The sequence below is a fragment of the Komagataeibacter sucrofermentans DSM 15973 genome (assembly GCF_040581405.1).
Classification (GTDB): Bacteria; Pseudomonadota; Alphaproteobacteria; order Acetobacterales; family Acetobacteraceae; genus Komagataeibacter; species Komagataeibacter sucrofermentans.
The window spans coordinates 1,353,179-1,379,490 of record NZ_CP137157.1; the positions used below are offsets into that span (position 1 = coordinate 1,353,179).

The 26,312-nt window shown below is 51.7% G+C and carries 23 protein-coding genes and 1 pseudogene; 6 read left to right on the top strand and 18 right to left on the bottom strand.

Features of this window, described 5'->3' with window-relative positions; translation table 11 throughout:
• Positions 1-200: 200 nt before the first annotated feature.
• Positions 201-716, bottom strand: coding sequence for an HD domain-containing protein (locus R5N89_RS06665; protein WP_110568429.1), 516 nt, complete (start codon positions 714-716; stop codon positions 201-203).
• A gap of 36 nt (positions 717-752) precedes the next feature.
• On the opposite strand from R5N89_RS06665, the gene R5N89_RS06670 reads away from it, so the two are divergent.
• On the top strand, positions 753-1,553 hold the full coding sequence (locus tag R5N89_RS06670; RefSeq protein ID WP_110568431.1) for a hypothetical protein: 801 nt from the start codon (positions 753-755) through the stop codon (positions 1,551-1,553).
• Positions 1,550-2,158 (top strand): hypothetical protein, encoded by a 609-nt coding sequence (locus tag R5N89_RS06675; RefSeq protein ID WP_110568434.1) that lies wholly within the window; start codon positions 1,550-1,552, stop codon positions 2,156-2,158. Before R5N89_RS06670 ends, R5N89_RS06675 begins: the two co-directional genes overlap by 4 nt.
• A gap of 366 nt (positions 2,159-2,524) precedes the next feature.
• Here R5N89_RS06675 and R5N89_RS06680 read toward each other — a convergent pair whose 3' ends face one another.
• From R5N89_RS06680 to R5N89_RS06730, 11 genes are all read right to left on the bottom strand, one after another.
• The gene (locus R5N89_RS06680) at positions 2,525-4,453 is read right to left on the bottom strand and encodes a relaxase/mobilization nuclease domain-containing protein (protein ID WP_146220196.1); all 1,929 of its coding nucleotides are present in this window, start codon (positions 4,451-4,453) and stop codon (positions 2,525-2,527) included.
• Positions 4,450-4,755: a plasmid mobilization protein gene (locus R5N89_RS06685; protein WP_167370157.1), complete on the bottom strand. Its 306-nt coding sequence runs from the start codon at positions 4,753-4,755 to the stop codon at positions 4,450-4,452. The genes R5N89_RS06680 and R5N89_RS06685 overlap by 4 nt, the downstream gene beginning before the upstream one ends.
• A gap of 225 nt (positions 4,756-4,980) precedes the next feature.
• On the bottom strand, positions 4,981-5,466 hold the full coding sequence (locus tag R5N89_RS06690; RefSeq protein ID WP_146220197.1) for a hypothetical protein: 486 nt from the start codon (positions 5,464-5,466) through the stop codon (positions 4,981-4,983).
• 13 nt (positions 5,467-5,479) lie between these two features.
• Entirely contained in the window at positions 5,480-5,743 is a 264-nt protein-coding gene (locus tag R5N89_RS06695) for a hypothetical protein (RefSeq protein ID WP_078523958.1), read from the bottom strand.
• Between the two features lie 313 nt (positions 5,744-6,056).
• Positions 6,057-7,604, bottom strand: coding sequence for a hypothetical protein (locus R5N89_RS06700; protein WP_110568436.1), 1,548 nt, complete (start codon positions 7,602-7,604; stop codon positions 6,057-6,059).
• A 359-nt stretch (positions 7,605-7,963) separates the two neighbouring features.
• Entirely contained in the window at positions 7,964-8,971 is a 1,008-nt protein-coding gene (locus R5N89_RS06705) for a DUF4062 domain-containing protein (RefSeq protein WP_078523956.1), read from the bottom strand.
• Positions 8,972-9,043: 72 nt separating this feature from the next.
• Positions 9,044-10,168, bottom strand: coding sequence for a site-specific integrase (locus tag R5N89_RS06710; RefSeq protein ID WP_078523955.1), 1,125 nt, complete (start codon positions 10,166-10,168; stop codon positions 9,044-9,046).
• Positions 10,169-10,571: 403 nt separating this feature from the next.
• Positions 10,572-11,351, bottom strand: a complete 780-nt coding sequence (gene istB / locus R5N89_RS06715; RefSeq protein WP_087609052.1) for an IS21-like element helper ATPase IstB — start codon at positions 11,349-11,351, stop codon at positions 10,572-10,574.
• Positions 11,341-12,864, bottom strand: a complete 1,524-nt coding sequence (gene istA, locus R5N89_RS06720; protein WP_110570287.1) for an IS21 family transposase — start codon at positions 12,862-12,864, stop codon at positions 11,341-11,343. The genes istB and istA overlap by 11 nt, the downstream gene beginning before the upstream one ends.
• 106 nt (positions 12,865-12,970) lie before the next feature.
• Complete coding sequence (locus R5N89_RS06725; protein ID WP_110570194.1) at positions 12,971-13,546, bottom strand: cysteine desulfurase family protein; 576 nt, start codon at positions 13,544-13,546, stop codon at positions 12,971-12,973.
• A 181-nt stretch (positions 13,547-13,727) separates the two neighbouring features.
• Entirely contained in the window at positions 13,728-14,540 is an 813-nt protein-coding gene (locus R5N89_RS06730) for a class I SAM-dependent methyltransferase (RefSeq protein WP_244192302.1), read from the bottom strand.
• Between R5N89_RS06730 and R5N89_RS06735 the strand changes: the two genes are divergently transcribed.
• Positions 14,528-14,701, top strand: a complete 174-nt coding sequence (locus R5N89_RS06735; protein WP_167400922.1) for a hypothetical protein — start codon at positions 14,528-14,530, stop codon at positions 14,699-14,701. The two genes, R5N89_RS06730 and R5N89_RS06735, sit on opposite strands and share 13 nt — an antisense overlap.
• Positions 14,702-14,796: 95 nt before the next feature.
• Positions 14,797-16,092 carry a DEAD/DEAH box helicase gene (locus R5N89_RS06740; RefSeq protein WP_110570195.1) on the top strand — a complete coding sequence of 432 codons (1,296 nt, stop codon included), beginning with the start codon at positions 14,797-14,799 and terminating at the stop codon, positions 16,090-16,092.
• Positions 16,093-16,162: 70 nt separating this feature from the next.
• Here the strand turns inward: R5N89_RS06740 and R5N89_RS06745 are convergent, their stop codons facing one another.
• Positions 16,163-17,761, bottom strand: coding sequence for a B12-binding domain-containing radical SAM protein (locus R5N89_RS06745; protein ID WP_110570196.1), 1,599 nt, complete (start codon positions 17,759-17,761; stop codon positions 16,163-16,165).
• A gap of 316 nt (positions 17,762-18,077) precedes the next feature.
• Here R5N89_RS06745 and R5N89_RS06750 point away from each other — a divergent pair.
• A pseudogene (locus R5N89_RS06750) lies at positions 18,078-18,245 on the top strand (plasmid stabilization protein); the annotation flags it as partial.
• Between the two features lie 379 nt (positions 18,246-18,624).
• Here R5N89_RS06750 and R5N89_RS06755 read toward each other — a convergent pair.
• The 3 genes from R5N89_RS06755 to R5N89_RS06765 form a co-directional block, all read right to left on the bottom strand.
• A complete protein-coding gene (locus R5N89_RS06755; RefSeq protein ID WP_244192304.1) occupies positions 18,625-21,252 on the bottom strand; it encodes a TonB-dependent siderophore receptor in 2,628 nt (875 codons plus the stop codon).
• Positions 21,253-21,751: 499 nt separating this feature from the next.
• Positions 21,752-22,267: a peroxidase gene (locus R5N89_RS06760; protein WP_110570197.1), complete on the bottom strand. Its 516-nt coding sequence runs from the start codon at positions 22,265-22,267 to the stop codon at positions 21,752-21,754.
• A 240-nt stretch (positions 22,268-22,507) separates the two neighbouring features.
• Positions 22,508-22,711 carry a hypothetical protein gene (locus tag R5N89_RS06765; protein WP_110570198.1) on the bottom strand — a complete coding sequence of 68 codons (204 nt, stop codon included), beginning with the start codon at positions 22,709-22,711 and terminating at the stop codon, positions 22,508-22,510.
• 527 nt (positions 22,712-23,238) lie between these two features.
• Between R5N89_RS06765 and R5N89_RS06770 the strand changes: the two genes are divergently transcribed.
• The gene (locus R5N89_RS06770; protein WP_244192305.1) at positions 23,239-23,934 is read left to right on the top strand and encodes an alpha/beta hydrolase; all 696 of its coding nucleotides are present in this window, start codon (positions 23,239-23,241) and stop codon (positions 23,932-23,934) included.
• 250 nt (positions 23,935-24,184) lie between these two features.
• Here the strand turns inward: R5N89_RS06770 and R5N89_RS06775 are convergent, their stop codons facing one another.
• Both R5N89_RS06775 and R5N89_RS06780 read right to left on the bottom strand, forming a co-directional pair.
• On the bottom strand, positions 24,185-24,802 hold the full coding sequence (locus tag R5N89_RS06775) for a nitroreductase family protein (protein WP_110570199.1): 618 nt from the start codon (positions 24,800-24,802) through the stop codon (positions 24,185-24,187).
• A gap of 51 nt (positions 24,803-24,853) precedes the next feature.
• A complete protein-coding gene (locus R5N89_RS06780) occupies positions 24,854-26,275 on the bottom strand; it encodes an FAD-linked oxidase C-terminal domain-containing protein (protein ID WP_354680710.1) in 1,422 nt (473 codons plus the stop codon).
• Positions 26,276-26,312: the final 37 nt, after the last annotated feature.

The following is a 26,312-nucleotide window of genomic DNA, read 5'->3' on the forward strand; positions in this document are numbered from 1 at the left end:
AAATAAGTGAGTCAATACCTGCTGCCAATTATATAAAACATATTTCTAAATATCAAGTTAGGCATATACCAACCAGCGTTGCTCTCCTCCATGGGTGAAGTGATAATGCGACTCGGAAGAAAAAATGATCTGATTGTCTGCTTTGATTTATTTCTATTAAAACGTTATATGTCCAGCATGAGGGCGTAAGTCGACCTTGTCTAATCTAAATGAATATCACCGTTTGCTGCCATACTGCTCTGTAAGTGTTGAAGCGCGCTGGCGTAATGTCCTGTCTCCTTTTTTTGAGAACGCCAAGAAGTTCCACTTTCTCCCGCATCATATCGGGTGATGGATGCCGTATTGTCGATCAGGTCTGCCAGCTTGATGGTCTGACCTTCGGCTGAGGCCAGAGCCAGATGATCCCGATCCATCGCCTTGCGCACCCTGCGGTTGCCGTCTTCCGGTCGGCTGACATCTGTCACCATCTCGACCAGGGCCGCCACGTTCTCACCAAATTCAGTCCTGATTTCCTCCAGCGTGACCGGTGTGTCTTCCACCACATCATGCAGAAGCGCTGCTGCGACCACCTCATCGCGGGCACCTGTCTGCTTCACGGTCTGCGCAACACGGCGCGGATGCACGATGTAGGGATCGCCCGTGTATTTGCGGCACTGATTGATGCTGGCGTGTGCTGCTGCGGTAAACGCATCGGCTCGTGAGATCAGGTCTGTCATCCGTCGATGATTCCATAAAATCCAGATAGGTAGAATATGACACAGCGAATGCTTGGCTGTCGTCCTGCGCAGATGCGCGCGGGCCAGCCCTCCATGTCGGCCATGCGGGGCTTCATGGCCCGGCAGGCCCCTGCCCGGCTCGACCGCAGCCATATCGACCCAGCCCCGTTGCTGCTGGGCAACGACGTGCTTGGTGACTGCACCTCGGCCGGGATCAGCAACCATATCCGCGCCACGTCCGCCCTGAACGGGTTTCAGACCGACATCACCACAGCGCAGGCCGTAGCGTTCTATTCCCGCTCCACTGGCTACGTGCCGGACAATCCGGGCACGGATCGCGGCGGCGTAGAGGTCGACGTGCTGACCACCGCGCTACGCGATGGGTATGCCGTGACCAACCAGACCCTGTTCCCGCTGTGGGGCAGCGCAGATCCGGGTGACCTGAACGGTGTGCGCAATATCATGGCTGGGCTGTCGGCAGCCTATCTCGGCGTGCAGCTGGCCGACGCCGACCTGTGGGAGGACGAGACCGGCGCGCTGGCCCCGGTGTGGGATACCGATACCCCGGCCGGACACGGCGACCCGCACCCCAACCCCGCGAACGGCCACTGCCTGCTGGGCTGGGATTATACCGGCACGGACGATACGGACATCGTGACCCTGCTCACCTGGGGCACCACACAGCGCGCCACCTGGCGCTGGATGCGCTCACGCATCATGGAAGCCCATGCCCTCGCCTGGCGCCAGCTCATGCCCGCCACGGCTCTGGCACCGAGCCAGTTGGACTGGGAGGCGCTGGTTGCGGCCAATGATGCGTATCTGCGGGGGATGGCATGAGGGCTGTTCTGGGGCTGGCCTGCGTTCTCGGTCTGTCTGCCTGCACCCATCAGGCACCCGTGCAGACCACGATTCCGGCGGCCATGGCTTCCATCCAGTCCAGTCTCGCGCAGGCCGGTGTGGTGTCGGTCTCGCACGCGGGTGACTGGACGGCGGAGCAGGATGCCCGCTTTACACGCGCCGTGCGTGCCGCCCAGTGCAGCCAGCACACGCCTGACCCGGTGGTCGACACGATTGCAGGTGACGTGACGCTCCAACTCTCCGGCCAGTTCACTCAGGGCGGTCAGTTCAGCGTGGGCACGGCCAGCACGGTGCCCACGTTCGGCGTGCAGGCCGATGCCAGCCGGACGCGCGCGCAGGTTATCAGCCTGCCGGTGGCCTATGCCCCCCTGTCCTCTTTACCTGATGTGGAGATGGGGCGGCAGCTTGGCTATGAAGCAGCAGTCTTTGCGCAGAACGACGATGCTCGGCACGCTGAGGCCTCCCGACTGATTGCAGATCGGGAAGAATTGCGAGGCCGGGTGCAGGCTATGGTTGATAGCTGGACTGTGGATGAATGCCGCGATCGCGTACCGATCAGACCCTTTGCCGGAATCAGGCGATAATCCCGTCATCTAAAAATGTGGGGTATTTGTGGGGAGTGGCCCTCGTGACTATAGCATCTTTTGCCATGCTTGCATTATAGAACCCTTATAAATCAACGATTTATAAATATATTATCATCTGTTTCAGGTTTGCTAAACCGTTATACGATGTCAAGTCGTATCGAGGGTTCGAATCCCTTCCCCTCCGCCAACAAGCCTAATCTATTGACACCAATGAACAATGTTGTAAAAAACCCGAAATAATCGGCGGTTTTTCTGCATTTTTTTAGCGTGCTGTCAAGCCAAAAAAATCACCTGATATCTAACAACAATTCAACAACAACAACAGAATCCCCCTGCCCTGCTGTTGGTGGATTCGTCGTGTTGTCACCTGATTCGCAAGCCTTCGGATGCATCTTGTTCAGGCGTCTGATTTTGGTCTGTCTGATGGCCTGAAACCTGCTGATGATATTCCTGCGCTTGTTGTGCAATCAGTTTATCCAGCGTCTTGTTTTCATCTTCAATGCGTATGTGTTCGCGGATTTCACCGTGCGCGTGCGTGATATGCGTTTTTAACCCGTCTATATCTGCGAATTGTGACTCATATTTTGATGTTTCACCGTTCCAAATCTTCCTTAATTCAATTAATGTCAATTTGTCGTATTCGTTTGCCGATTTATCTAATTCCTTCATATATAACTCAGGGAACAGATTCGCTATTTGTTCACTCATGTAGTCGTTTCCAAGGTCGTTTAACCATTCCTGAAATCCTGCATGTGGCACGTCATGTTTTTTGCATAAATTCGAATATGTCATATATGCCGAACGATATAAACCAAGTGCTTTATATGTCACCGTTTTCTTTTCTTGTTCGGTCATTAAATCAAAGTCTTCACGTGACACGGGTGGCTGAACATCTGGTTTTTTAATAATAGGTGTTGGCTTATTTTTTCTTATTGAATATCCGAATAAGCGCAGGAACATATCAACAAGTAACAAAGATACATTTGCATCTATAGATTTATTATATGTATCTATATGATACTCTTGGTCTTTTATATTTTTGTATTGTTCTCTATAAAAATCACGATTGCCCGTTTTTTCTTTTGCTAATTTATCTTTTATATTTTGTAAATATTCAGGCGTGATAATCGCAAACTTTTCCCTTTTTTTGAAATCCCCGCGCTTTCTTATTTTTGCTGATGCGATGACATTTTTAGAATGTGCGACTGGTTTTTTATAATCTCGTTGTTCTGTTCCGCTATCGTGTTCAACAGGTCTAAAATCTGCTGAATCGGGTCTGGCTGGTCGTTTTCTGGTTTGTCTGTTAGCAAATCCAAAATCTGTCCTGTGTCCGCTTTCACCTTCATCAATGTCGGGTTTTCTTGTGGTCGTGTGGTCGTTTTTGGTTTTTGCTGAATCGGCTTTTTTGGTGTTGGTGTCGGTTTCTTTTTTTCTTCCGTTTTCGTTTTGTTCGGCCATAATTTCATTGGTCTGCTCCTTGTAATCATTAAACATTTTTGCAAAATCTTGTTTCTTAATTTTCAAAAGTCGGCTGGCTGAACCAACCAAGACACCGTCCCGCTCAATTATGAACGTGTCCTTTTTGATTCCTTTTTTTAGTAAAAATCCGTTTTCATTTAATGCGCTGATAAACGCTTTTATGCCGTCGCATTGTTTCCATATCGCTGATATGCGGGCCTTCTCATCTGGTAGTGATAAGCCCTGGCGCTCTGCTATTCTGCGGGTTTCTTCACCATATGATGCGTGCGGTAACGGTGCGCTTGTTGTGTGCTGTATGGCTTTCGCTTGTGCTGTTTTCCCCTCATCAAGCAACTGTTTAAAAACGGCTTTGTTGTGCTTGCCTGTTAAGATTTTCTGACCTGTTCGGATTTCGGACAAACGGCTAAGTTTCTCGTTTCTTTTGTAATTATTCCGCATATTTAAGGCTTTGCCTGTCTGCGGGTTTAGATGCGGGGCAATTAAATGCCAATGTATCGGGCTGTTGCTTGCGGTTGCGCGTTTTTTGCGGTGTTCAACAATCACGCAATCATTTAATTCAAAGCCATACTCTTTTGATATCGCTTTAAAATCTTCTTGCGCTTGCTCTCTTGATATTTCTTTATCGGGGGAAATCTTAAAATGATGAAAGCCATACTTTAGCCCCGCATTGTGTGCATCTTGCATCATGTCTTCCATTGTTTCGGGACAACCCTGCAATGGTGTAATTTGTTCGTTTGCGGGTCCGCTGAATATGTGTTTTGCGGTCTTTTGGTGCCCCGCTGATGCCAATATTTGCCCGCCTTTTATAATCATGACAACCGCCCCCGCATTGATGCCGTTAGTTTTGCTAACTGCTTGCGTAAGCGTGTTATTTCTTTCAATTCGTCGTTTATGTTTCCTATTTGTTCGCCACCGTTCACGCGCTTTGCAATCTGATTCAGATTGTTGCCCTGTGCTGATAATTCGCGCCTAATCGCTTGTAATTCCGTGCGTATTTCGTCGCCTTTTGTGTTGGTTACAATGGCTTGCGTAATATGCTCACGGACAAGAACAGAAAGGCTTTTTTTTATTGATTTTGCGTATGACTGCGCTTTTGCTTTTTCGTTGTCGGTCATACGGATATGCAATGTTGATTCGCGTATCATTTTTGCAAATCACAGTTTTATGCCGTGCGTATAATGTGCAAGCCACACGTCTATATTGCTTGCGTCATCTTTATTGAATTCAATATATTTCAATAATTCTTTTTTTTCTTGTCTTGATAAATGTGATACCCTCATATCAAAATATGTTATGTCATCATGTGATGTATTATTTTCCTTTTTCATTATCATTCCCCCTTATTTATTATATTCTGCTAACTTTTTTAGAATTGTATTTTTTGCTATTCGTGTCGTTTTTTTTGTCTGCAATGTTCTTGAAAAAGCAGACCACCATCCTTTTGACATATATACATAGTCTGGTTGTAATTCTTTCCATTTTTCACATATATATTCTTTCATTTCTTTTGATAATGTTGTGCTGTAACATTTTCCAGACATTGTGACACCGAACATTTTGAAACCATAATATTGATTTACTGATTTCATAATTGCGTTTATTTTTGCATTTCTTCCTTGTTTTTCAAACGGTCTTATTTTTATAGAAAAATTAACCGTCTCCTGTGCTATCTTTTTCAGTTTTATATCATCAAAAAATATCATGTCTTTCGTAATAAATTGCGTCGGCGTTTTATGTATTTGATAGACTGAAAACAAAGATTTGCCACCGATGATAGGCATACCGACGGTTTCCGTCATTGATGCTAAATAATTGTAATCAATCATATCTTTTCCCCTTTTATATCTTGTTTCTTTCGTTAATATTTTGTGTGAAATTAGGTTTTTCAGGTGTTTTGATTTCTGGTTTCTTTACTTCTTCATCGGTCTTGATTTCTTCTTTTTTGTTTTCTGATTTGTGTATTTTCATCAAGTCTGTTTTAATTTTCTGCAAACTATTGATGTGTGTTATTGTGTAGCGGTTGCCCTGATTGTTCAGTTCGGCATTTTCAAAAATATTGATAATTTCATTTAACTTGTTGATTAATATTGACGTGTTTGACATTGATGTATCTCCTTGCAATTTATTCATGTGTATTCATGAACTTCATACATCTATGTAAACAGATATATTCTTAATACTCAAGAAAATCGTGTATTGTTGTCTATATTGCCAGGCATGGCGAATGTTAACACATTCACCAACTGGCAAAGGGGATAAAATCCCCTGTTGAACCCCTTTTCATCAGCATCATGACGCTGCGCGGGCTACGCCTGACGATTGCTCATCGTCATCCTGATGACCGCCGATATTTTGCCGTGTGCGCCTGCTTTTTGCTCATGGAAAGGCGAAGGAAGGGCGTCCCCTTCCGGTGCCTTCACAGCCTTCTACGGGCATCTGTGACGTATCGGGCATACTGGTGCTGTCTGCATGGTGGCGGTATCCCCGTTATGTGTTTGTGTGACGTGTTTGTTTCCATATTTTGACTCCTTTTTTCTATTGACATGATTGCGTATTTTTGTATTTGTGCTATTGTTGGACCTCTTACGCGCACCCGTTCTTTTTTATTAATATTGTATACCTTATCGACTACACTACAGTTTCCGCCATTTTTTGAATGACCACTTGGAATACAAAAACTGACGGCTTGAATCTTCGACGTTTCTGACGACAACCACGAACAACAACATTTTTTTAAATCTTTGAAAGCGCCAAGGTTATCAAGAACGGTCATCATGTTTCTTCGCTCTATGTGAAGCTTGATATATCGTTCCCTGTTGAATTGTTTTTTTTGTTCCGTTGTCATCCCTGCTTTGATTGATGCAAGCCTTTTGCGTCCAGCCTTTGACAACTTGTTATTATCGAAAACATTCACTTCGTGCGGGACTCTGAACATTCGGTCGTATGATTTGATGACGCCCTTTGGTATTCCGAAAAAGCGGGTTTCTGATGACACGACGAACTTTGATTCCTGTTTGTGGTGGTCATCAATAACATCAACTTTTGTGATGTATCGTGCCACGTGTTTTGCTGTTCCTTCGGTTATTCGTTGGATGCATTTTCCTTCACCAAAAGGATGATTTGCGTACTTTTTGTATAAGTTAAGTTCCATTTCATCGATTATGTCTGATGGTGTAAATATGATGGCATGCATGTGCCATATTCCAGATGGCCGTTGTTCCATGGATTTCATGCCGAAGTTTTTGATATTTCGGTCATGTAGGGCTTTCTGCAATCCGTTCCATATGTCTGTGATGCATTGCTTTGATTGTCTGATGTTATTGCGGTCGCATGTTATTGTTAGGAACGTGCCCTTGTAGTCGTGACGTTGTGCGAACTCTTCCAAGCCACCAAGCAATGCGCGATTTCTGTACAATCTGGAACGCTTGGCGCGGTCGTTATCGGATAGGTCATATATTGGCTTAATGGTTTCCTGTTTTCCGTATTCATTTTTTCCAAAATGATACCAGTTGGTGGGCTGTTTGCTGTCATCATCTGTTATCGGTTCCTGGCCTGTTATCGGTTCGATTTCATTGAAATCAGGAAACTGTGACAAGACACGTGAAGCCCAGTCGTTTCCTTGTTTTTTGTATTCATTCAGGTGTGAAATCAGGCATGCCTTCAGTTCCCCGATTGTCCACCTTTCAGGTGTTCCGTCATCCCTGATTACGTCCACAGGGTCGGTATCGGATAACATTGATATGTTTGGTATGTGTTCGCGTCTTAGCCGTGTGACCTGTTGTTTGATAACGGGCTGTGCCTTTGCCATTTGCCACATTGATAACGGCGTATATGACGGGGCTGGTGGCTTGATGACGGGTTTTGATTCCTGTTCAGCCATCTGCCACATGCTGACGGGCTTAAACTTTTTTGCATGTGATTGATTTTTTTTCTTGATGTTTTCACATTTGTTTATTACATTCATAGTTATAGACCTCGTGCTATTTTGGTGCGAATGTTCCTTTTGTCTGGGGGGATTGCGGGAACGGGTTAATTAGTTTGGGGCATCACCATTTTATGGTGGTGCCTTTTCTATTATGAAACCAGATTTTTATGAAAAAGCAAAGAAAATTATTGACCTTTATGTTCAGGTCATTAGCATAAACGCCCTTAAAATGTAATTCTTTCGGCATCATGGTGTGGCACGTTGATTTTGTGAAAAATCAACTATGTCCCGAAGCGCCACGACAAGCATCACGTCAAGCGTGATGCTTGTGTTTGATGCCACCCACCTTCTAAATGGATTTCAAAAGTACGACTGATGTCATTTATTATTTTATATATTTAGAACGGTATTTCATCATCGTCGCCAGGCGTATTTAATTCTACTAAACTTATTAAAGAATCATCCCAGTCGCCGGGAAGCATCGGCTTTAAAGATTTATTTTCATCAAATAGTGATTTTGACACTTGGAATATATAATGTGTATCTTTACCCATACTGACATTGTAAACGGTAAAATCGTCTCTATCTTCTTCATCCCATAATTTGGGTGAAGAAACTAATTTTTTGCCTGCGCGAGCATAGCGAAGCCATTCGTCCATTTCATGTTCGTTGGTAAAAAATAGTCGATATCTCACACGTAAAAGTTTCCGCATTGCTGAAAATAAAGGATGATTTTGGATAAGGATTTCATCCATCATGCGGTTCTTATCGTCTGAATCGCCACTTGTTGATGTTGTGCGGTAAAGTTCTGCTAATCCTTCTAAAGTGGATGTGACCTGTTCCATTTTATTCATCATATCAACAAGTCGAACCTGCGCTTCTCCGTCAAGAAATCTTTCAAATAATCCAGCCCATTGTTCTCTTAAGTACGTAATAAGTTGTGGCATGCTATCAAACGGGAATATTTGATTATTCGCGCTCATGGCATATATTTCATCTATGAATTTATATACTCTAACATCATCAACATGTGAATATTGTATGCCCTTGACATCCTTGTTTTTTACGTATGTAAAATACTCAGACATGACACCAGATTCTATAAATATATAAACCTGCTTACCCTGCTTTTGTGCAGTTTTTAATTCTATATTTGATATGGAATATTTATCTGATGCTTTGGATTGTGAACCAAACCGTCCCCCAATAATTGATATTAAGATATGTACTTTATTAATTTCATTGTAGCAGTAATCTTCCAGGGCAGATTCTTTTCCGTAGGGTATTTGTCCTCTTTCGTTTAATACTGGCTCATAACCCATATCTCTTATAAAGTGTTCGAGTTCCCCACGAGCCAGCCGTAAATCATAAAAAGTAGAACTAACAAAAATACGCGGTTTAGCCATAAAAATGTGCCTTATTGAAGGGAATATATTTCCCCAAAAAAATATGTGTTATATCACAAAAAATCAACGATTTTATATGTCTTGTTCCAATTTGGCGCGGATGTCTTTTTCGCTGGCGTTCACATACCGCAACAGCGTTTGCATCGATTTGTGACCTGACTGGTTTGCGATAGCCCCGACCGATAGCCCTTTGTCTGCAAGCCTGCTGACTGCTTCGTGACGCAAATCATGAAGGCGTAGGTCTTTCAGTCCTGCTTTGTCACGCGCCCTGACAAACCAGTTTTCGACCGTATGTGATGAAATCGAAAACAGCGGTGTGTTGTCTGGTTTTGCCTTGATGCCATCATATAATGGCTGGACTGCTTGAACTGCCCGTGATGATAGATATACGACGCGTCTGTGCCCGTTTTTCGTGTCTTTTTTCGTGACTGACCAGCCTCGCTTTGTTCGGCTGATTTCGTCTTTTGTGATGCTAAGGATTTCGGATTTTCGCATTCCTGTTTCGATGGATAATGTCATAAATGGCGTCATCTGGTCGGCATACATACCGTCTGCGATGGCATCCATTAAAACTTCTTCTTCATATTTGTTAAGTCGTCTTTGTCTGTTTCCGTGAACTGCGGGTAACGCAACGTCTTTGACGGGGTTTGAAATATCAAGCCCCCAGCCGTGTTTTGTCACTGGTTTTCCAGCAATTTCATAGATTGCTGAAATCCTATATATATCATTTCTGACGGTTGACGGTGACTTTGTTCTTGACCGTTCTTTAACCCATTCGGCTATCATGTGCGGTGTTATTTCGCAAAGTTTCATTTCTGAAAATCTTGATTGTTGCCATGCGTTCAATCTTAATAATGCTTGCTTGAAACCTTTCAGCTTATCCAGTTCAGTTAGCTTATATTCTTGGATTGCGCGTGATAGCGTCCAGTCGATTGACGGCGTTGCGTCTTGCAGTCGTTCGTCTTCACGCTGTGCCTTCTTAGATTTTGCGGGTGCGGTCTTTTTCGGAATGTAGTCGTATTTATCAAACGGCTTGCCCGTTGCCAGTTCGTCCTTAATTGCGCGTTCAACTCGTTCCGTCCATTCCTTCGCCTGCGACCTAACTGGGAACGTAAGCGAAACTGAATGACCATTAAGCCTGACGGTCCCCGTATATTTCCAGGCTCCTACTTTCCCGCGTTTCTGAATCTGTTTCATGGAATCCGCCTGTTTTTGGTTGTTGTTGCCCCTATAATTAACATTCTAACAACAAATACAAAAAAAAGACAACAAATACAGGAAATCCGTAGCTTAGGGGGAATTGCTAAACCGTTATACGATGTCAAGTCGTATCGAGAGTTCGAATCTCTTCCCCTCCGCCAGAACTTATTGAAAAATAAGTAGAAATTACCAAGCGCCCTACGGGGCGCTTTGGTCGTTTTGGGGCGGTTTTTTAGGCCACTGTGGTAGAAATTGTGGTACCTGCCGCAAAAATCTGCTCCGCCTGGAACTGGACCCGCTCCTGTTCCTCCACGTGTTGATTTTCACTGAGAACTGACCCGGGTTTTTCATCAGGAATTGACCCAGCCAGATGCTATTTCAGGCATAGTGAGGCGGGCGGTCAAGAAGAGGATCTGTCCTTTTTGTTTTTTGACGCGGCGGTGCTGGCGCGGAACCTGTAGCTGTCATTTCCTGTCTCGAGGATATGACAGTGATGGGTCAGCCGATCGAGGAGCGCCGTCGTCATCTTCGGGTCACCAAAGACATCACCCCATTCACTGAAGCTGAGATTGGTTGTGATGATGACACTGGTGCGCTCGTAGAGGCGGCTGAGCAGATGGAACAGCAGGGCGCCCCCTGATGCACTGAAGGGGAGATAACCGAGTTCATCAAGGATCACGAGATCCAGGCGGAGCAGCCTGTCGGCAATCTGCCCGGCCCGGTTGGCGATCTTTTCCTGTTCGAGCGCATTGACCAGGTCGACCGTTGACCAGAAGCGCGCCTTCTTGCGGTGATGGGTGATCGCCTGGATGGCCAGCGCGGTCGCCAGGTGGGTTTTCCCGGTTCCCGGGCCACCGATCAGCACGACATTTTCAGCACGCTCGATGAAGTCCCCGCCATGGAGCTGGCGGATCATGGGCTCGTTGACCTGCGTATCGGCAAAGGAGAACCCGGACAGGTCCTTGTAGGCGGGGAACCGGGCGGTCTTTGTCTGGTAGGCGATGGAGCGGACTTCGCGTTCGGCCAGTTCCGCCTTCAGGAGCTGCGAGAGGATGGGGATGGCCGCCTCGAAGGCGGGCGCGCCCTGCTCGATGAGGTCGGCCGTGGCCTGGGCCATGCCATACATCCGCAATCCACGGAGCATGACGACAAGTGAAGCAGCAGCAGGATCATGACGCATGGCGGCTGTCCCTTCGCAGGATGTCATACCGCCCTGTATCGGCGCACGGTTCGTGTGCGAGCACCAGGGCCTGTGGGGCATCAAGCCGGGGAACCACGGTTCTCTTGGCATCGATCAGGCGATGAAGCGTATTGAGAACATGGGTCTTGGTCGCCACGCCGTCTTCAAGTGCCAGTTCAACCGCGCAGAGGACAGCCTGCTCATCATGCTGCAGCACAAGGGCCAGGATTTCAGCCATTTCCCGGTCGCCTCCAGGCCGCCTGAGCAGTTGATCCTGCAGGGTCCGGAAGGCGGCTGGCAATTCGGTAAACGGCGCGCCATTGCGCAGGGCGCCCGGTTTGCGCTGGATGACCGCCAGATAATGCCGCCAGTCATACACCGTGCGGCCTGGCACACCATGCGAACGCGTGATGATCCGGTCATGCACGCACAGAACCTGCCCTTCGGCGATAATGCGTAGCCTGTCGGGATAAACCCGCAGGCTGACCGGACGATTGGCAAAGGAGGCCGGCACGCTGTAGCGATTGCCTTCGAACTGGATCAGGCAGGTTGGTGAGACGCGCTTGGTCTGTTCGACAAACCCGTCAAAGGGCCGCCCCGGGATCATGAGGTGGGGACGTTCGCTGGCATGGACCTCGGAGACGCTGTGCGGCAATTCAGCATGCTGCAGCCGTTCCCAACAGTCCAGGCAGCGGGCTTCCAGCCAGGCGTTCAGCGCCCCCAGATCAGGAAAGGCAGGCAGATCCTGCCAGATCTGGCGCCGGGCATCCTGCACGGTCTTCTCGATCTGCCCTTTCTCCCATCCGGCTGCCGGATTGCAGAAGGTCGCCTCGAACAGATAATGGCTGGCCAGGGCCATGAAGCGCAGATTGACCTGACGTGCCTTGCCCGACCCAATCCGGTCCACGGCGGTCTTCATGTTGTCAAAAATACCCCGCCGCGGCACGCCACCGAGCACGCGGAAGGCCTCGGTAAGCGCATCGAAAAGCATCTCGTGGGTCTGCAGGGGATAGGCCCTGAGTATGAAGGCCCGGCTGAAGGACAGTTTGGTGTGGGCAACCTGCAGCTTGACGCGATGCCCGGCAATCACCGCCCAGTCCTCGCCCCAGTCGAACTGGAAGGCTTCCCCGGGCTGGAAGCACAGGGGCACGAAAACACCCCGACCCGTTGTCTGGCGTGCCTGGCGCTGTTCGTGTTTCCACTGCCGGATGAAAGCGGCCACCCGTCCGTAGGACCCATCATAACCCAGCGCCACAAGGTCTTCATGCAGTCGTCGCGCCGTGCGCCGGTTCTTGCGGGGGCGAGCGGCTTCCAGGACCAGCCATCCCCTCAGCCTGTCAGCAAACGGGTCCAGTCGGCTGGGACGTTCGGGAACCTGAAACCGTGGTTCAATACTCTGTGCCCGGAGATATTTCCGGATCGTATTGCGTGACAGTCCCGTCCGGCGTTCGATCTCGCGGATCGGAAGATGATCCCGGCAGTGCCACCGACGGATCACACTCAGAAGCTCCATGTCAATCACTCCTCAAACCCCCAGCAGATGCTGCCGGGGAGTGTGAAGGCATGGGTCAAATCTCGATGAAAATTTCCGCCCTACCCGGGTCAGTTCTCAGTGAAAATCAACAATCAATCGGTAGCTTGCCAAATGCCTGAGCGGCATCACAATGAAAGAGCGCGCCTTGCCCCTGCGCCATGTCTGCTACTGTCTTGACGGGCTGGATAACGCCGGTTTCATTATTCACATACATGATGGAGACAAGTAATGTCCGATCATCAATCAGGGTTGCAAGCCCAGCGAGATCAATAACGCCATCATGCTGAACGGGAGCGTGCACAACCTCAAGCCCCATGGCGGTTAAAGAGCGCGCGGTTTCAAGAATAGATTTATGTTCAATGGCGCTGACAACAATGCGATTTCGTTTTTTATCATTGAGCATGCCCCATTGCGCAATGCCCCGAAGAACGAGATTGTTTGCTTCAGTTGCGCCTGAAGTAAAAAAAATTTCAGCCGGAAGCGCGCCAATCAGATCAGCCACCTGCGCGCGGGCCGTATCGATGCGGGCTAACGCCTGCGTGCCTGCAATATGGGGTGATGCGGCATTGCCTACCAGGGAGAGAGCCTCTGTCATATGCGACAGGACGTAGGGCGAGAGTGGCGTCGTAGAAAAATTATCAATGTAAATAAAATCTGCCATTTTCAAATCCGATAAATCAAAAATAATTCAAGCAGGTAATGCGCATGATCCAAGTATAAAATGGTGGATAAGGAATAAAGTTTTTGGTGAAGATTTTTTCAAGAAGCTTCAAAGGAGCGCTGCCTTTTAAAAGAGACAGCACCTCGGAGCCTTGATTCAACACGTTGTATCCAACCCGTTTCTAATCGACTTTCTGGAACTTCAACTCAAAATTATCGCCCTCGCCAATTGCCTGATATTTGGCATGATCAACAGCGCCGAGCGCGTAAGTGGGCGGCAGTGTCCATACGCCTTTAGGCCAGTCCGTCGTATCTCTGGGGTTGGCGGCGACTTCCGAGGTGCCAACGAGTTTGAATCCCGCCCGTTCAATGAGCGCAATCGCGTAATCCTGCCGCACGTACCCACTTCTGACAGTGGGGTCCTGCGGGCCGGTCGGGCGGGCGCGATGGTCTTCCACGCCAAAGATGCCGCCGGGCCTGAGCGCCTTGTGCACTGCCGCGAGCAGCGCAGGCGCATCGTTATCCTTCATCCAGTTATGAATATTGCGGAAGGTCAGGATAACATCAGCGCTACCAGCCGGTGCGAGATCAGGGTGATCGTGCCCGAACTGCGTGTAATGGATCTGATCATAAAGTGCCGGATGCGCGTCGATCTTCGCTTTCGTGGTGGCGGGCCAGTCCGCGTATTCGCGTTCGACCTTTGTACCATCAGCGACACCCATGGCGGCATAGTAGGTGCCATGGGTGCGCAGCAGGGGGGCGAGAATTTCGGTCCAGTAACCACTGCCGGGCCAGATCTCGACAACCGTGGAATGCGGCGTGACGCCGTAAAAGGAAAGCAGTTCGTAAGGGTGGCGGGCGCTATCACGTCTGACCAGATCGGGGTCGCGGGTGGTGGCTGTCACCGCGTCGTGCAGGGGCTGGTCAACGGGTGGCGCCGCCATGGCGGGCCCGGCGAGGGCAAGGCAGGCGATGGCGTAAAATGCATTCCGCATGGGCATGTTTTCCGATCCTCGCAGGCGTGGCGTTTACGGTCCTGAGCCTAGCACATCGTGCGCCGCGCAGGCCAGCAGCGCCAGCCCTGCCCGCCTGCCTGTCAGGCCGTGGCGCGTGGTCAGGGGCAAAAACCGGCATCTGGCATGTCGCGCTGCGTTGACGTGGCACAGTGCCCCCCGTAATAGTCCGCCCTCCCGCACCAGCGAAGCCCGAACAGGCGTAGCCTTTACAAAGCGCCGGAGGCGCTGCTTGACCATGTCCATGACTTTTGCCGATCTTGCCCTGGCGCCAGAACTCCTGAGCGCATTGGCCGAGGAAGGCTACGCCCGCCCTACCCCGATCCAGGCCGGGTCCATTCCGATGCTGCTGACAGGCCGTGACCTGCTGGGCATGGCCCAGACCGGCACGGGCAAGACCGCCTCGTTTGCGCTGCCGCTGCTCCATCGCCTTGCCATGAACCCCCGCCCTGCCCCCAAAGGTGGCGCGCGCGTGCTGGTGCTGGCCCCCACGCGTGAACTGGTGTCGCAGATCGCTGATGGCTTTACGGGCTTCGGGCGGCATCTCAAGCCCAGCATCACGACCATTTTTGGCGGCGTCAGCCCGTTTCACCAGATCAATGCGCTCAAAGAAGGCGTGGACATCATCGTAGCCACACCCGGGCGGTTGCTGGACCTGATTACCCAGGGTGCGTGCGACCTGTCGCAGCTTGAGGCCCTGGTGCTGGATGAGGCGGACCAGATGCTCGACATGGGCTTTGCCAAGCCCATCGAGCGTATTGTCGCAACCCTGCCCGCAGCGCGGCAGACCGTGCTGTTTTCAGCCACCATGCCCAAATCCATTACGGCGCTGGCCGAGAGCCTGCTGCGCGATCCGGCCCGGGTCGAGATTACGCCGCCCTCCACCACCGTGGAGCGGATTGAACAGTCGGTCATGTTTGTTGATGCGGCTGACAAGAAGGCCGCCCTGCTCGAACTGCTGCGCACGCCGGGCATGGGCCAGGCCGTGGTCTTTACCCTGCAGAAGAACATTGCCAACGAAGTCTGCGCCTTCATTACCGAGGCGGGCATCACGGCCGAGGCCCTGCATGGCAACAAGTCACAGGGGCAGCGCGAGCGCGCGCTCGAGGCCTTCCGGTGTGGTACGGCGCAGGTTCTGGTGGCAACCGACATCGCGGCGCGTGGCATTGATGTCGATACGGTGACGCATGTGTTCAACCATGATCTGCCCAGCCTGCCTGAAAGCTATGTCCACCGCATTGGCCGCACCGGGCGCGCGGGCCGCACGGGCTTTGCCATAACGCTGTGCGATGCTGAGCAGCGCGCCTGGCTGCATGACGTGGAGCGTGAAATCGGTCGCCCGCTGGACGTGCAGGCCGACCATCCGTGGCATTCGGAGGCCGCGCGTAACTCCACCATGCGCGCCCCCGTGCTTGGGGGCGGCCCGGTCAAGCAGATCAAGCCGCCGAAAAAGCGCGAGCGCAAGGTCTGGACCGAGGAAGAGAAGAACGCGGCCCGTGCAGCTGCCGCTGCGGCCAAAGCTGCCAAAGCCTGATCCGGCTGCCTGATGGCGCATTGGCGCGGCTTGCGGTTCTGTCCGCTACCGCGCCAATCGCACGCTTTGCTCAGGCAGGCACAAGAGCTTCCGGAATGGGCCTGAGAACTGGCGGCGCCTGCCAGCTTCCCGTATCAACATTCTCGATCTCTCCATCGATCTCGCTGACAACCTGCCGCGCAAACGGGCCAAGATGCAGGTAGAGCGCGCTGGTCATGACCACATAGGGCAATGCCCTGGGGTTATGCAGCGCGCAATCGAGCATCATCCGCCAGAATGGCCCAAGCGTGCCAGGTCCCGCGCGGTGAATGCGCAGCACAAGCCGCATGAAACTGCGCAGGTCGCCTTTCACCATCCGGTGGCTGCGTTTGCGCCCGAGCATGCGCCCCAGCCTGCGCACGCGGCCAAAATAGGCTTTTGGGTCATAAATTGTCTTGAGTACTGTCCTGTAATCGCTCAGCACATCGCGGCGCGGCCGTTTTGTCTCGAAATTGAGGCCCGCGGTGCACTGGTCGCCCGACTGGGTCTGCTCACTGCCCGAAAACAGCCGCCCTTCGGCCAGCAGGCGGCGCGTCAACTGGGTTGTGGGCAGCGCATAAAGCAGGCCGACCATGCAGACCGGGATCGAGGTGTCCTCGATACATTCGATCATGCCAGGGGCGACGCTGCCCTTCTCGCTGTCAAACCCCACGATGAAGCCCGCATTCACGAAAATTCCGGCCTTGTGGATCGTGTCGATGCTCTGTTGCAGGCTGCGCCTCGTATTCTGCTTTTTCTGCATCAGCACCAGCGAGTCCGTATCCGGGCTTTCGATGCCCACGAACACGGCGAAGAAATTCGTGTCGGCCAGGCTGCGCAGCAGGTCGGCGTCATCAGCGAGGTTGATGGAGGCCTCGGTTGAAAATTCGAAGGGAAATTTCTTCTCTTCCTGCCAGCGCTTCAGGTCGGGCAGGAATTTCTTGAGCGCCTTTTTGTTGCCAATCAGGTTGTCATCAACAAAATCGACATGGCCACGGTAGCCCAGCGCGTAAAGGGCATCGAGTTCAGCCATGACCTGCCCGTTGGTCTTGGTGCGCGGCACCCGGCCATACAGCTCGATAATATCGCAGAACTCGCAGCTGAACGGACACCCGCGTGAAAACTGGATGCCCACATGCAGGTACTGGTCAAGCTTGAGCAGATCAAAGCGCGGCAATGGGCTTGTGGTGACATCCGTCTTGCCCATAGGCGCTTCAAACACGCCCTGCCGGGCCCCGCTGCGCCAGGCCGCGACGAAATCATCCATGATTTCCTCGGCCTCGCCCAGCACCTGAAAATTGGCGGCGCTGTAAAGTGGCGGGCTCGATGTTACATCGGGGCCGCCAACCACCACCGGCTTGCCGCGCTCATGGCATTGCGCGATGATGTGCAGCGCATCATTGCGCTGCGGCAGCATGCCGCCGGTCATGACCATGTCGGCCCAGTCAAGATCGGCATCCGTCAGGTCTTCGGTATTACGGTTGACCAGCCGTATTTCCCAGTGTTTGGGTAGCAGGGCCGCGACCGTGACCAGGCCAAGGGGGGCTGCAGGGTAACGTGCGCCCGCCAGATCGCAGGCTTCCTTATAGTTCCAGAATGAATTGGCGTTGAAAAGCGGGAAGATCATCAGGACCTTGCAGGGATCGGTCATTATGATGAAATCCTTTGACGTGCCTCCTTCGCATGATCGGAATGGCCTCCCCGATCGGGGGTGGAGCACAGGCGGATGTCTGGATCCCGCTGTGATGAAATGGCGATAGTCCGGCACACGGTCGTCATAGGGGTCTTCCATCAGGATGAAGGCCCGCTTGTACACCTCCCTGCCCGCAATAGCGAGAAAAGAGCCTTTGCAATGCCGGATATCCCTCTTTCAAAGTGTAACAGCCCCTCATGATGCCTTGAAAAAACTTTTGCCCCGATCCCGCATTATCATGCCGATGGGGCTTGCATGGACGGGAGTATGGATCATGCCGCGTGGTGACAAAACCGCCTATACAGGCAAGCAGAAGCGACAGGCCGCCCATATTGAGGAAAGCTACGAGCAGCGCGGCATCAATGAGGATGAAGCGAAACGCCGCGCCTGGGCTACGGTCAATAAAGAAACCGGTGGCGGGCAGAAGAAGGGTTCGGGCAAAAACAGGGAATGAAGGCGCCCTGCAGGCAGATCGGTCGCGCGTACCGTGCTCGCTTGAGTGTGCACGGAACAAAGATGAAATGCGATTGAATGGCGACCGGCCAGAACCCGACGAACAGGCCAAATGGGCAAAGCCTGCAACCTGTCCTTGAGTAAGTTCTGGTCTTTTAACAGCACCTGCGTTGACGGGCTGGCCGTAGGCAGGCTGCCTTTGCAATAGCCACCGAAATAGTTCTCATCGACTTCTCCTTCAAGAGTATCATGTTCGGCAATGATTTCCGCAGCACTGCGTGCAGGCGTGCCCGCCACGAAGTGCTCCAGAAGCCGTTTTTGCACGGCACGTTCCAGTCGGCTGCGACAATGTGCTTTCCAAAGTCGTGTTAGAAGTTGGCGTTTAGCCGCCCATAGTAGTACCCACCTGTAAAGGGAATCTGTGATGCCCTGTTATCATAAGGCATTGCACCCAGATAAGCTGCAGCAGCGGGGACAAGGCGCGGGCGCACATTGAAAACGTTATTCGCACCAACCGCCAGATGCCATTTTGAATTAAAACGATAACCAATTTCTATATCCGTCAGCCAGCGTGGAGACTGAATGAACTGATCAAACTGGGTGGTCGAATACCGTACGCTACTTGGTGCCCAGTCCTGATACGTCATCATGTCAGTTGTCTGCCCATATCGTGTCTGTCTAATATTTACGTCCCATTTTCCTATATTGTAAAAAGCATTAAGTATGATCTTGCTACGGGGATAATCTGTTGTAATGCTTGTTATGTCATGCAGGTTCAGGTACTTCTCGCCAAGCGCATCAGTTCCGTTATGATGCAGCCTTGTGCGGTTCAGGTCGAGTGCCATGGTAAGGAACAGATTGCCATATTTATGGAAATGGAAAGCATAATCAGCTTTGATATCCAGCCCTTGTGTTCGCGTGCTTCCGCCATTTGCAAGGTAACTGGCAAATACATCGCTATACCCGGTAAACCCGGCAGGGAGCGCCACGCCGATGCTCTTGAAAGCAGCTGCGGCATTTTCCCCTTCCGAGCAATCTCCATTATGGCATCCGCCGTAATTACTATCTTCAACAATACGGTCACGCAAATTGATCTGGTAAACATCAGCTTCAACATGAAAACCATCGACAGGCTCCAGTACAAAGCCACCACTGACGGTTGTCGAGCGCTCGGGCTTCAACGGTGATGCGCCAATGGAGGCCGCCGCCGCCGATGCATTGGGCAGGATACCACTTGCCCCCGTTGGCGAACTGTTCAGGGCGCTGTAATGAGATTCTGCTAGGGTCGGTGCGCGGAATCCGGTACTGATGGTCGCCCGAACGGCTATGCGCCGGTTGAAGTTGTAACGGGTGGAAATCTTGCCATTTTCTGTATTGCCAATATCTGTATAGTGTTCAAGCCGCCCTGCAAAATCCAGATCCCATTTTCTTGTCAGGTGGAAATCACCATCCAGATACCATGCCCAGATGTCGCGGTACCATGTTCCCGCAGATTGGGGAGATAGTCCGGAATAGGACTGAAAGCCGCCCAACTGGTAAGAATTGGGGTTTCCTGCCCTTATCTCATATGACTCCATGCGTTCTTCAGCCCCGAAAGCAAGGGTCATGGGCACCTTGTGCCCAATATTGAAATGACGCCGGAAATCTACATTATTTGTCCACTGAACTGACGTGAAGGTTTCGGCACGTGTCTTGCGCGGGCTATGTCCGCAACCGTCTGCCGAGTAAACATCAGATTGAGCATTTGTTGAGCAGATGCTTGGGTCTGTACTCAGCATACGAAGATTATAACTGTTATTTAATCCTATCCTGGCAATATCTTCACCATAAACAGAACTGATATCCCAGTTGAAGCCAAGGAAATCATTACCCCGCAAGCCCAGCGTTGCAGCAAAATCGTTTTCTTCATCTACCTCCAATGGCGAGAACCCTTCGGGTGCGAGCGACTGGACGGCCGCATCTACCTGAGGGGAAACCGAAGAGCCAACGGTCGGCAGGCGGAACTGCTCATACGCTTCGGCATGACGGTGGGCATAGGTAATCAGGCCATAAAACTCGATGCCTGGTGTGAATTTCTTGCCCCATTCAATTGCAAGGTTTTCACGGGTTTCCTCCGGTGTGGATTCATATCGGTTGGAATGCACCGAAAGCGGTTGCGATCCGGTATAGGACGCTGCCCCATGATCTGCTGGCTGGGCTTGCAAGCGATGATCGAGATCGACCTTGGGAACCATATGGTCGCTATGATACATCTGTCCACTGATGTGCAGAAAACCACCTTCCCCAAGTTTCATGCCGCCATCTGCATTGAGTTGGTATTGCCAGCCGTCGCCGTTATAGGCATTTGCCCCGGTCTGGCCACTTAGGTTCAAACCGTGATCCTGTTTTTTTGTAATAATATTGACAACGCCTGCCACCGCATCCGACCCGTACATGGCAGCGGCGCCATCTTCCAGCACTTCAATATGGTCTATTGCATTTGCAGGGATCATATTCAGGTCGACTGGCGTGGATGCAAAGTCCGGGCCGCCGTCTGCATTAAAGTTCCCGGTTGTATGGCGTCGTTTGCCATCAACCAATACCAGAACCTCGTTTGGGCTTAACCCTCTCATACGGATTGATGATGTAAGGGCTGCCGTATCATTTCCCATCGGGGTCTGGGTAATTGAGGCATAGGTATGGGTCAATGCATCGGCAAGGTTCATTTGCCCTGAGCGGCGCAATGTAGCAGAACTGATAACAGTAACTGGACTGAGGCTGTCACGCGCCTTGCGATTTCCAGAATGTGTGCCTGTTGTTACACTAATATTTTCAACGGCATTGCTGCGGATTGAATTATTATCAGCCGTTATGGCGGTTGGATATTTCCTGTTCTTGTTGTGAGGAATATCTGTTTTCCTCTCATTTTCAGATTTATCCGATGCTGCAAAAGCGCTTTCAGAATAAAAAAGAGAGAATGCCGCCCCTATCATCAGAAAAAATCGTATATTGGCCATTTTTCCTCCAGTGCAGATAGAAAATGATAAACTGTTGAAAACTAAAGTAATTTTGTATCAAAAATATGCATTAAGTATATTGACTATTTTAAATGTATGAATTGAATATTTTTCTTATCATACACTAATGAAAATACGATTCTAATAGGGATGTGTAAGTTCATCCGTAGTGATTTATAATCTTTCAAATAATAGCGGCGCACACGTTTATCCATGATACTGGCTTATGCAGATAAAAGCCTGAATCATAACCCGCGGAAATCAATAAACTGATTTCCGGTCAGATATTAAGGGCGGCGATCGCCATTCCACCACCAAAGCGCGTGGCAACTGCACACCGGGTCATGGCAGATAAAACCGCAGCCATGGTTTGGCGTAGATCAGACGATCGGGCCGCGCCATGATCGCTGGCCTCCATCCTGGCGATCTCGATGGATTTTATCCAATACCGGGCATAGTGAGGTCAGATGAGGCTCCAGTTTAGAGCCACTTTGATCGGTTATGCTGCGTACCGGGTATGTTGATGGTCTGTCACACAACCCACGCCTATTCCGCGAGCCAACCGAATAATCGACTCAAATTTTCGGCCCGTTGTGCCGAAATAAGTGAGGGTGGCACGAATGGTATTGATTTCATCAACAATGAATACCGCATGTTCCTCCAATGGGGCATAGGCCGGCCCTGCATCAACGGCAATGCCTTGCCAGAGGGCGGCGATACTACCTGAAATATCCAGAACATTTGCGAAATTGGGCTCAGATACTATAGCATTGCCAAAACCTGCAAAAATATCTTTTTCCTCCTGATATTCATGTCCGTGCAGCCCCAGGATCAAGATGGGAGAGAGGCAGTTACGCGCCCATTGGATACCCGCTAAAAAATCACGAGGATCGTAGTCAGACGGATGCGTAACAACAATACGCCAGCAACCCGAACCCCATTTATGGAAACAAATGGGACCCGCAGTCGTATCGGCGTTAAAGTCCGGTGCTTTCCACCCAGGGCATAGGGGCATTGCATTTCTCCGTATGAGAATAGTATTTTTTATATTTGATGTAATATGTATAAATGATTGTAATAAGAATATTGATATAGAAAAGATGCCCGGCATTAAGATGGCCGGAGCCTATTCCTGGCAGCCTGCAGCCAACCGGCGGATATGCTATCGGCTCAGGTCGTCGTCCTGACATGACTGCCACAAAGTAAAAATAATTCTATTTAATCTGCTTATTGAAACTGTATTTTTACGATACGGCTAACCAATCGTGGCAGATGCACGTGCGCAGCGATAATGACGGACGACCTGATTCATCAAGTCACCTGCTGCACTGACAGTATGGTTATGAAAGGTGCGCACGCTATCATGCGCGGCATAGAAGCGCCGGGTTTTACGGTCAGCTTCCAAAATGAGGGCACCGAGAAATGTGCCATCAATTTCTACAATCTGAGATTCAAGCATGGAAATCCTGTCCCTATCTACACGCTTTCACGCGTGTCTCAAGGTCGACAGTCATTCTGCCGACCATTCTATCCGATTGCCGTCACGTATTGTGCGGCGGTCGTGGTGCTACATCGATTCATGCAGCACATTCGTCTGATGGCATGGATCATATGATCTTAATCCCAAACTCTGGCACGCGGGTTAAGGGGAGAACGTGAGGCACCATACACGACCCATATCGTAGGTCAACATATATATCACTTTTTATAGTGGTATAATTTTAATGCATCATTTTTATGTTTTTTATGAAAGGCGATCTCCATTATCGTATAAAATGGACTCCTAACAGATTGTTATGGCGACGGTTTTCTCATGCGCCATGCCTGCTAATTTCTACGCCATGGAGCTGCTCTTTGCTACATCCGGGAGTAGATGGAGGTCAGCGTCTATCGGTTTGCAGACATCGATCATTGATGTCTAATTTCACGATATACAGTCGTTATATAAAAATGAAAACGTCATCGCTTGATACGTCAGGAAATGCCATGTCTTCTTTCAATATGCCGCACTACGGCACAAGAACTGATCCCATGACGACATGCGATTTTTTGAGAACATCCGTTCAGGACATCGACCCGAGTGAAAAAGCAGCGGCAGCACTTGCCAGTTATGATGTCGTCATCGTGCCGGGTTTGGATGGATCAAATCCTCGGCACTGGCAGTCTCGCTGGGAAATATTGTTGCAGCAGCATGGAGCATCCGTATATCGGGTTCAGCAGGACGACTGGATGCATCCATTTTATCCTACGTGGAAGCAGGGATTATTATCTACACTGCGGCAGGCTCATCGGCATGTCATTCTTGTTGCGCACAGTCTGGGGGCAATACTGGTGGCTCGCGTGGCTGCTGAAGAGGGGTTGCCTGAAGTTGCGGGAGCTTTTCTGGTCGCGCCCGCTGATATTGAGCATTATGAAGGCCCTGCCATCACGCGCATAAAGGCATTCGAACCCCTGCCCAGAAAACCCCTGCCTTTTCCCGCTGTCATCATGGCGAGTGAGAATGATGAGTGGTTATCTTTATCCAGGGCACATGTCCTGGCCACTGAGTGGAAAGCAGAATTGGTCAATGCTGGTACAGTCGGGCATATTGGCAATGTTGCGAATATTGGCATGTGGCGTGACGGTCTGTCGGCGTTGACGCAATTTGCTGATAACCTGCCGTCCAGAACGCGGGCCTGTTAGGTTTGTATGATCGAAAGGCATGATCCCGTCTGTCTTTACCTGATGAGACAACGCTCCGCGCCCGCCCTGAGCGCGCCAGGGCGGGCAAAAAGGTAGATACAGCAATTGTGAGGCTCTCGGCCCCAGGATCGGTGTCGCCGCAGGTGGTTATGGGCTGGGCGCTCTTTCATCCTGCCAAGGAAAAACGATCCTCAAGTCGCCTGTCCCCCATGGGCTTGCAGGCACCGGCATCTGACTGAAGACCTGTCAGCTATGCGATGTCCTGATCTTGTTGACTGACAGTAAAACGTCCCTGAAAAGCCAGCTGGTGTAATGCCCGCCGTCCTGATGGCTGTTCGCGCTCCTGTAATGAATCGGGGAGGGTTTTTGTCTCTCCCTGCCGACCGATGATGATAGCGGCATTGAGCGCGTAATCATCGGGTAACTCAAGCCCCGCACGTGCCAGATCCTGATCAAACCCACTGACGGGATGCGTGGCCCAACCTGCCTTGCTGGCCTGAAGCTGGATCAGCACCGAGGCTGCCCCCGCATCGAATGCATGGGTTGGCGCGGGCACGGGCTCGGCCTTTCCGCCCCCCATGACGGTGTGCGATGCGATATAGACCAGGGCGGATGCATGTTGCGCCCAGCCATGGTTGAACGGGATCAGCCATGACAGGAACCGCTCCCATTCCGGCGTATCGCGCCGGGCATAGATAAAACGCCAGGGCTGCGAATTATAGGCCGACGGTGCCCAGCGCCCGGCATCGAGAAAGGCCAGAAGCTCCGCCTCGGCAATCGGGGCAGGCGTAAAGGCGCGGGGCGACCAGCGGTCAAGGATCAGGCGCTCGACCGGGGTATCGGACAGGCGTTCGGGGGCTTGGGTCATGGAAGTCCTGTTTTCAATGCCGTGGAAATACGCGTTCGGGGCCAATGCCCCTTAACCCTGATAGAGCGGCCCCGGCGGCAGCAGCTTGCCGGGGTTGAGGATGTTGAGCGGGTCCATGGCGTGCTTGAGCGCGCGCATGACCGCGAGCGTGCCCGCGCCGTGCTCGGTCTCGAGAAATTCCAGCTTGCCCATGCCCACGCCGTGCTCGCCGCTGCATGAGCCACCAAGGGCCAGCGCCCGGTGCACGATCCTGCGGTCAAGCTCCAGCGCCCGGGCATGACCCGCGGGCGTATCATCGGTGATGATGAGGGAGTGGAAATTGCCATCGCCCACATGCCCCAGCAGCGGCACGCGCAGGCCGGAAGCTGCAATATCCTCCCGCACGCCCGCGATCAGTTCGCCCAGCTTCGAGATCGGCACGATGCAGTCGGTTGAAATGACGCGCGCGGTCGGCTCGATGGCCTTGGCGGCCCAGAAGGCATCGTGCCGGGCCTTCCACAGCCGGGTGCGTTCCTCCGCCGTATCGGCCCAGGCAAAGGCCAGCCCGTTATTGGACAGGGCAATGGCCTCGACCGCCGCCACCTGCTCCTGCACGCTTGCAGGCGCGCCGCCAAACTCGAAGAACAGCGTGGTGAGATCCTGATAGCCGTCCAGCTTCGAATACCGGATCGAGGCCGCCATCTGCACGTCATCGAGCAGTTCCACCCGGCTGATGGGAATGCCGCACTGGATGATCTCGATCGCGGTCCGCACGGCGTCATTGAGGTCGGCAAACTGGCATACGGCGGCGGAAAGCGCCTCAGGGCGGCCATGCAGGCGCAGTTGCACCTCGGTGATGATGCCCAGCGTGCCTTCCGAGCCGATGAACAGCGATGTCAGGTCATAGCCGGTGGACGACTTGCGCACCCGCCCCCCGGTGCGGATCACCTCGCCCGTGGCCAGCACCACGGTCAGGCCCAGCACGTTCTCCTTCATGGTGCCATAGCGCACGGCGGCCGTGCCCGAGGCGCGCGTGGCGCACATGCCGCCCAGCGTGGCCTCGCCACCCGGATCAACCGGAAAGAACAGCCCCGTATCACGGATCTGCGCATTGAGCGCCTGCCGCGTCAGCCCGGCCTGCACGCGGCAGTCCAGGTCCTCGGGGTTCATCCCGACAATGGCGGTCATCTCGGACAGGTCGAGGCTGATGGCCTGTTCGGCCGGCGTGACATGCCCCTCGACCGACGTGCCGGCGCCAAAGGCCACCAGCGGCACCGCATGGGCGTGGCAGGCACGCAGCACGGTGGCCACATCTTCCGTTTTACGGGCAAAGACCACGGCGGCGGGCAGGCAGGCGGTTTCCATGGCCTCGCCATGGCTGTGGGCCTCGAGCACCGAGGGCGATGTGCTGACCTGCCCGGCCAGCCCGCCTGCGCGGATGGCGCTCAGGGCGGCCTGAAGGCGGGCTGCAGCAGGCACGGAGATAATGTTCATCAAAAGAAGATCCCGGTCGCGGCCCGGAAGGCCAGTT

Bases quoted from the DNA above. Each gene is read 5' to 3' on its own strand.
- R5N89_RS06745 (WP_110570196.1), bottom strand. From the start codon at position 17,761: ATGACCGATCCCTGCAAGGTCCTGATGATCTTCCCGCTTTTCAACGCC.
- R5N89_RS06725 (WP_110570194.1), bottom strand. From the start codon at position 13,546: ATGGCAGATTTTATTTACATTGATAATTTTTCTACGACGCCACTCTCG.
- R5N89_RS06770 (WP_244192305.1), top strand. From the start codon at position 23,239: ATGTCTTCTTTCAATATGCCGCACTACGGCACAAGAACTGATCCCATG.
- istB (WP_087609052.1), bottom strand. From the start codon at position 11,351: ATGCGTCATGATCCTGCTGCTGCTTCACTTGTCGTCATGCTCCGTGGA.
- R5N89_RS06780 (WP_354680710.1), bottom strand. From the start codon at position 26,275: ATGAACATTATCTCCGTGCCTGCTGCAGCCCGCCTTCAGGCCGCCCTG.
- R5N89_RS06670 (WP_110568431.1), top strand. From the start codon at position 753: ATGACACAGCGAATGCTTGGCTGTCGTCCTGCGCAGATGCGCGCGGGC.
- R5N89_RS06755 (WP_244192304.1), bottom strand. From the start codon at position 21,252: ATGGCCAATATACGATTTTTTCTGATGATAGGGGCGGCATTCTCTCTT.
- R5N89_RS06705 (WP_078523956.1), bottom strand. From the start codon at position 8,971: ATGGCTAAACCGCGTATTTTTGTTAGTTCTACTTTTTATGATTTACGG.
- R5N89_RS06730 (WP_244192302.1), bottom strand. From the start codon at position 14,540: ATGCGGAATGCATTTTACGCCATCGCCTGCCTTGCCCTCGCCGGGCCC.
- R5N89_RS06685 (WP_167370157.1), bottom strand. From the start codon at position 4,755: ATGACCGACAACGAAAAAGCAAAAGCGCAGTCATACGCAAAATCAATA.
- R5N89_RS06765 (WP_110570198.1), bottom strand. From the start codon at position 22,711: ATGCTTGAATCTCAGATTGTAGAAATTGATGGCACATTTCTCGGTGCC.
- R5N89_RS06680 (WP_146220196.1), bottom strand. From the start codon at position 4,453: ATGATTATAAAAGGCGGGCAAATATTGGCATCAGCGGGGCACCAAAAG.
- R5N89_RS06735 (WP_167400922.1), top strand. From the start codon at position 14,528: ATGCATTCCGCATGGGCATGTTTTCCGATCCTCGCAGGCGTGGCGTTT.
- R5N89_RS06740 (WP_110570195.1), top strand. From the start codon at position 14,797: ATGTCCATGACTTTTGCCGATCTTGCCCTGGCGCCAGAACTCCTGAGC.
- R5N89_RS06710 (WP_078523955.1), bottom strand. From the start codon at position 10,168: ATGAAACAGATTCAGAAACGCGGGAAAGTAGGAGCCTGGAAATATACG.
- R5N89_RS06665 (WP_110568429.1), bottom strand. From the start codon at position 716: ATGACAGACCTGATCTCACGAGCCGATGCGTTTACCGCAGCAGCACAC.
- R5N89_RS06690 (WP_146220197.1), bottom strand. From the start codon at position 5,466: ATGATTGATTACAATTATTTAGCATCAATGACGGAAACCGTCGGTATG.
- istA (WP_110570287.1), bottom strand. From the start codon at position 12,864: ATGGAGCTTCTGAGTGTGATCCGTCGGTGGCACTGCCGGGATCATCTT.
- R5N89_RS06775 (WP_110570199.1), bottom strand. From the start codon at position 24,802: ATGACCCAAGCCCCCGAACGCCTGTCCGATACCCCGGTCGAGCGCCTG.
- R5N89_RS06700 (WP_110568436.1), bottom strand. From the start codon at position 7,604: ATGAATGTAATAAACAAATGTGAAAACATCAAGAAAAAAAATCAATCA.
- R5N89_RS06695 (WP_078523958.1), bottom strand. From the start codon at position 5,743: ATGTCAAACACGTCAATATTAATCAACAAGTTAAATGAAATTATCAAT.
- R5N89_RS06675 (WP_110568434.1), top strand. From the start codon at position 1,550: ATGAGGGCTGTTCTGGGGCTGGCCTGCGTTCTCGGTCTGTCTGCCTGC.
- R5N89_RS06760 (WP_110570197.1), bottom strand. From the start codon at position 22,267: ATGCCCCTATGCCCTGGGTGGAAAGCACCGGACTTTAACGCCGATACG.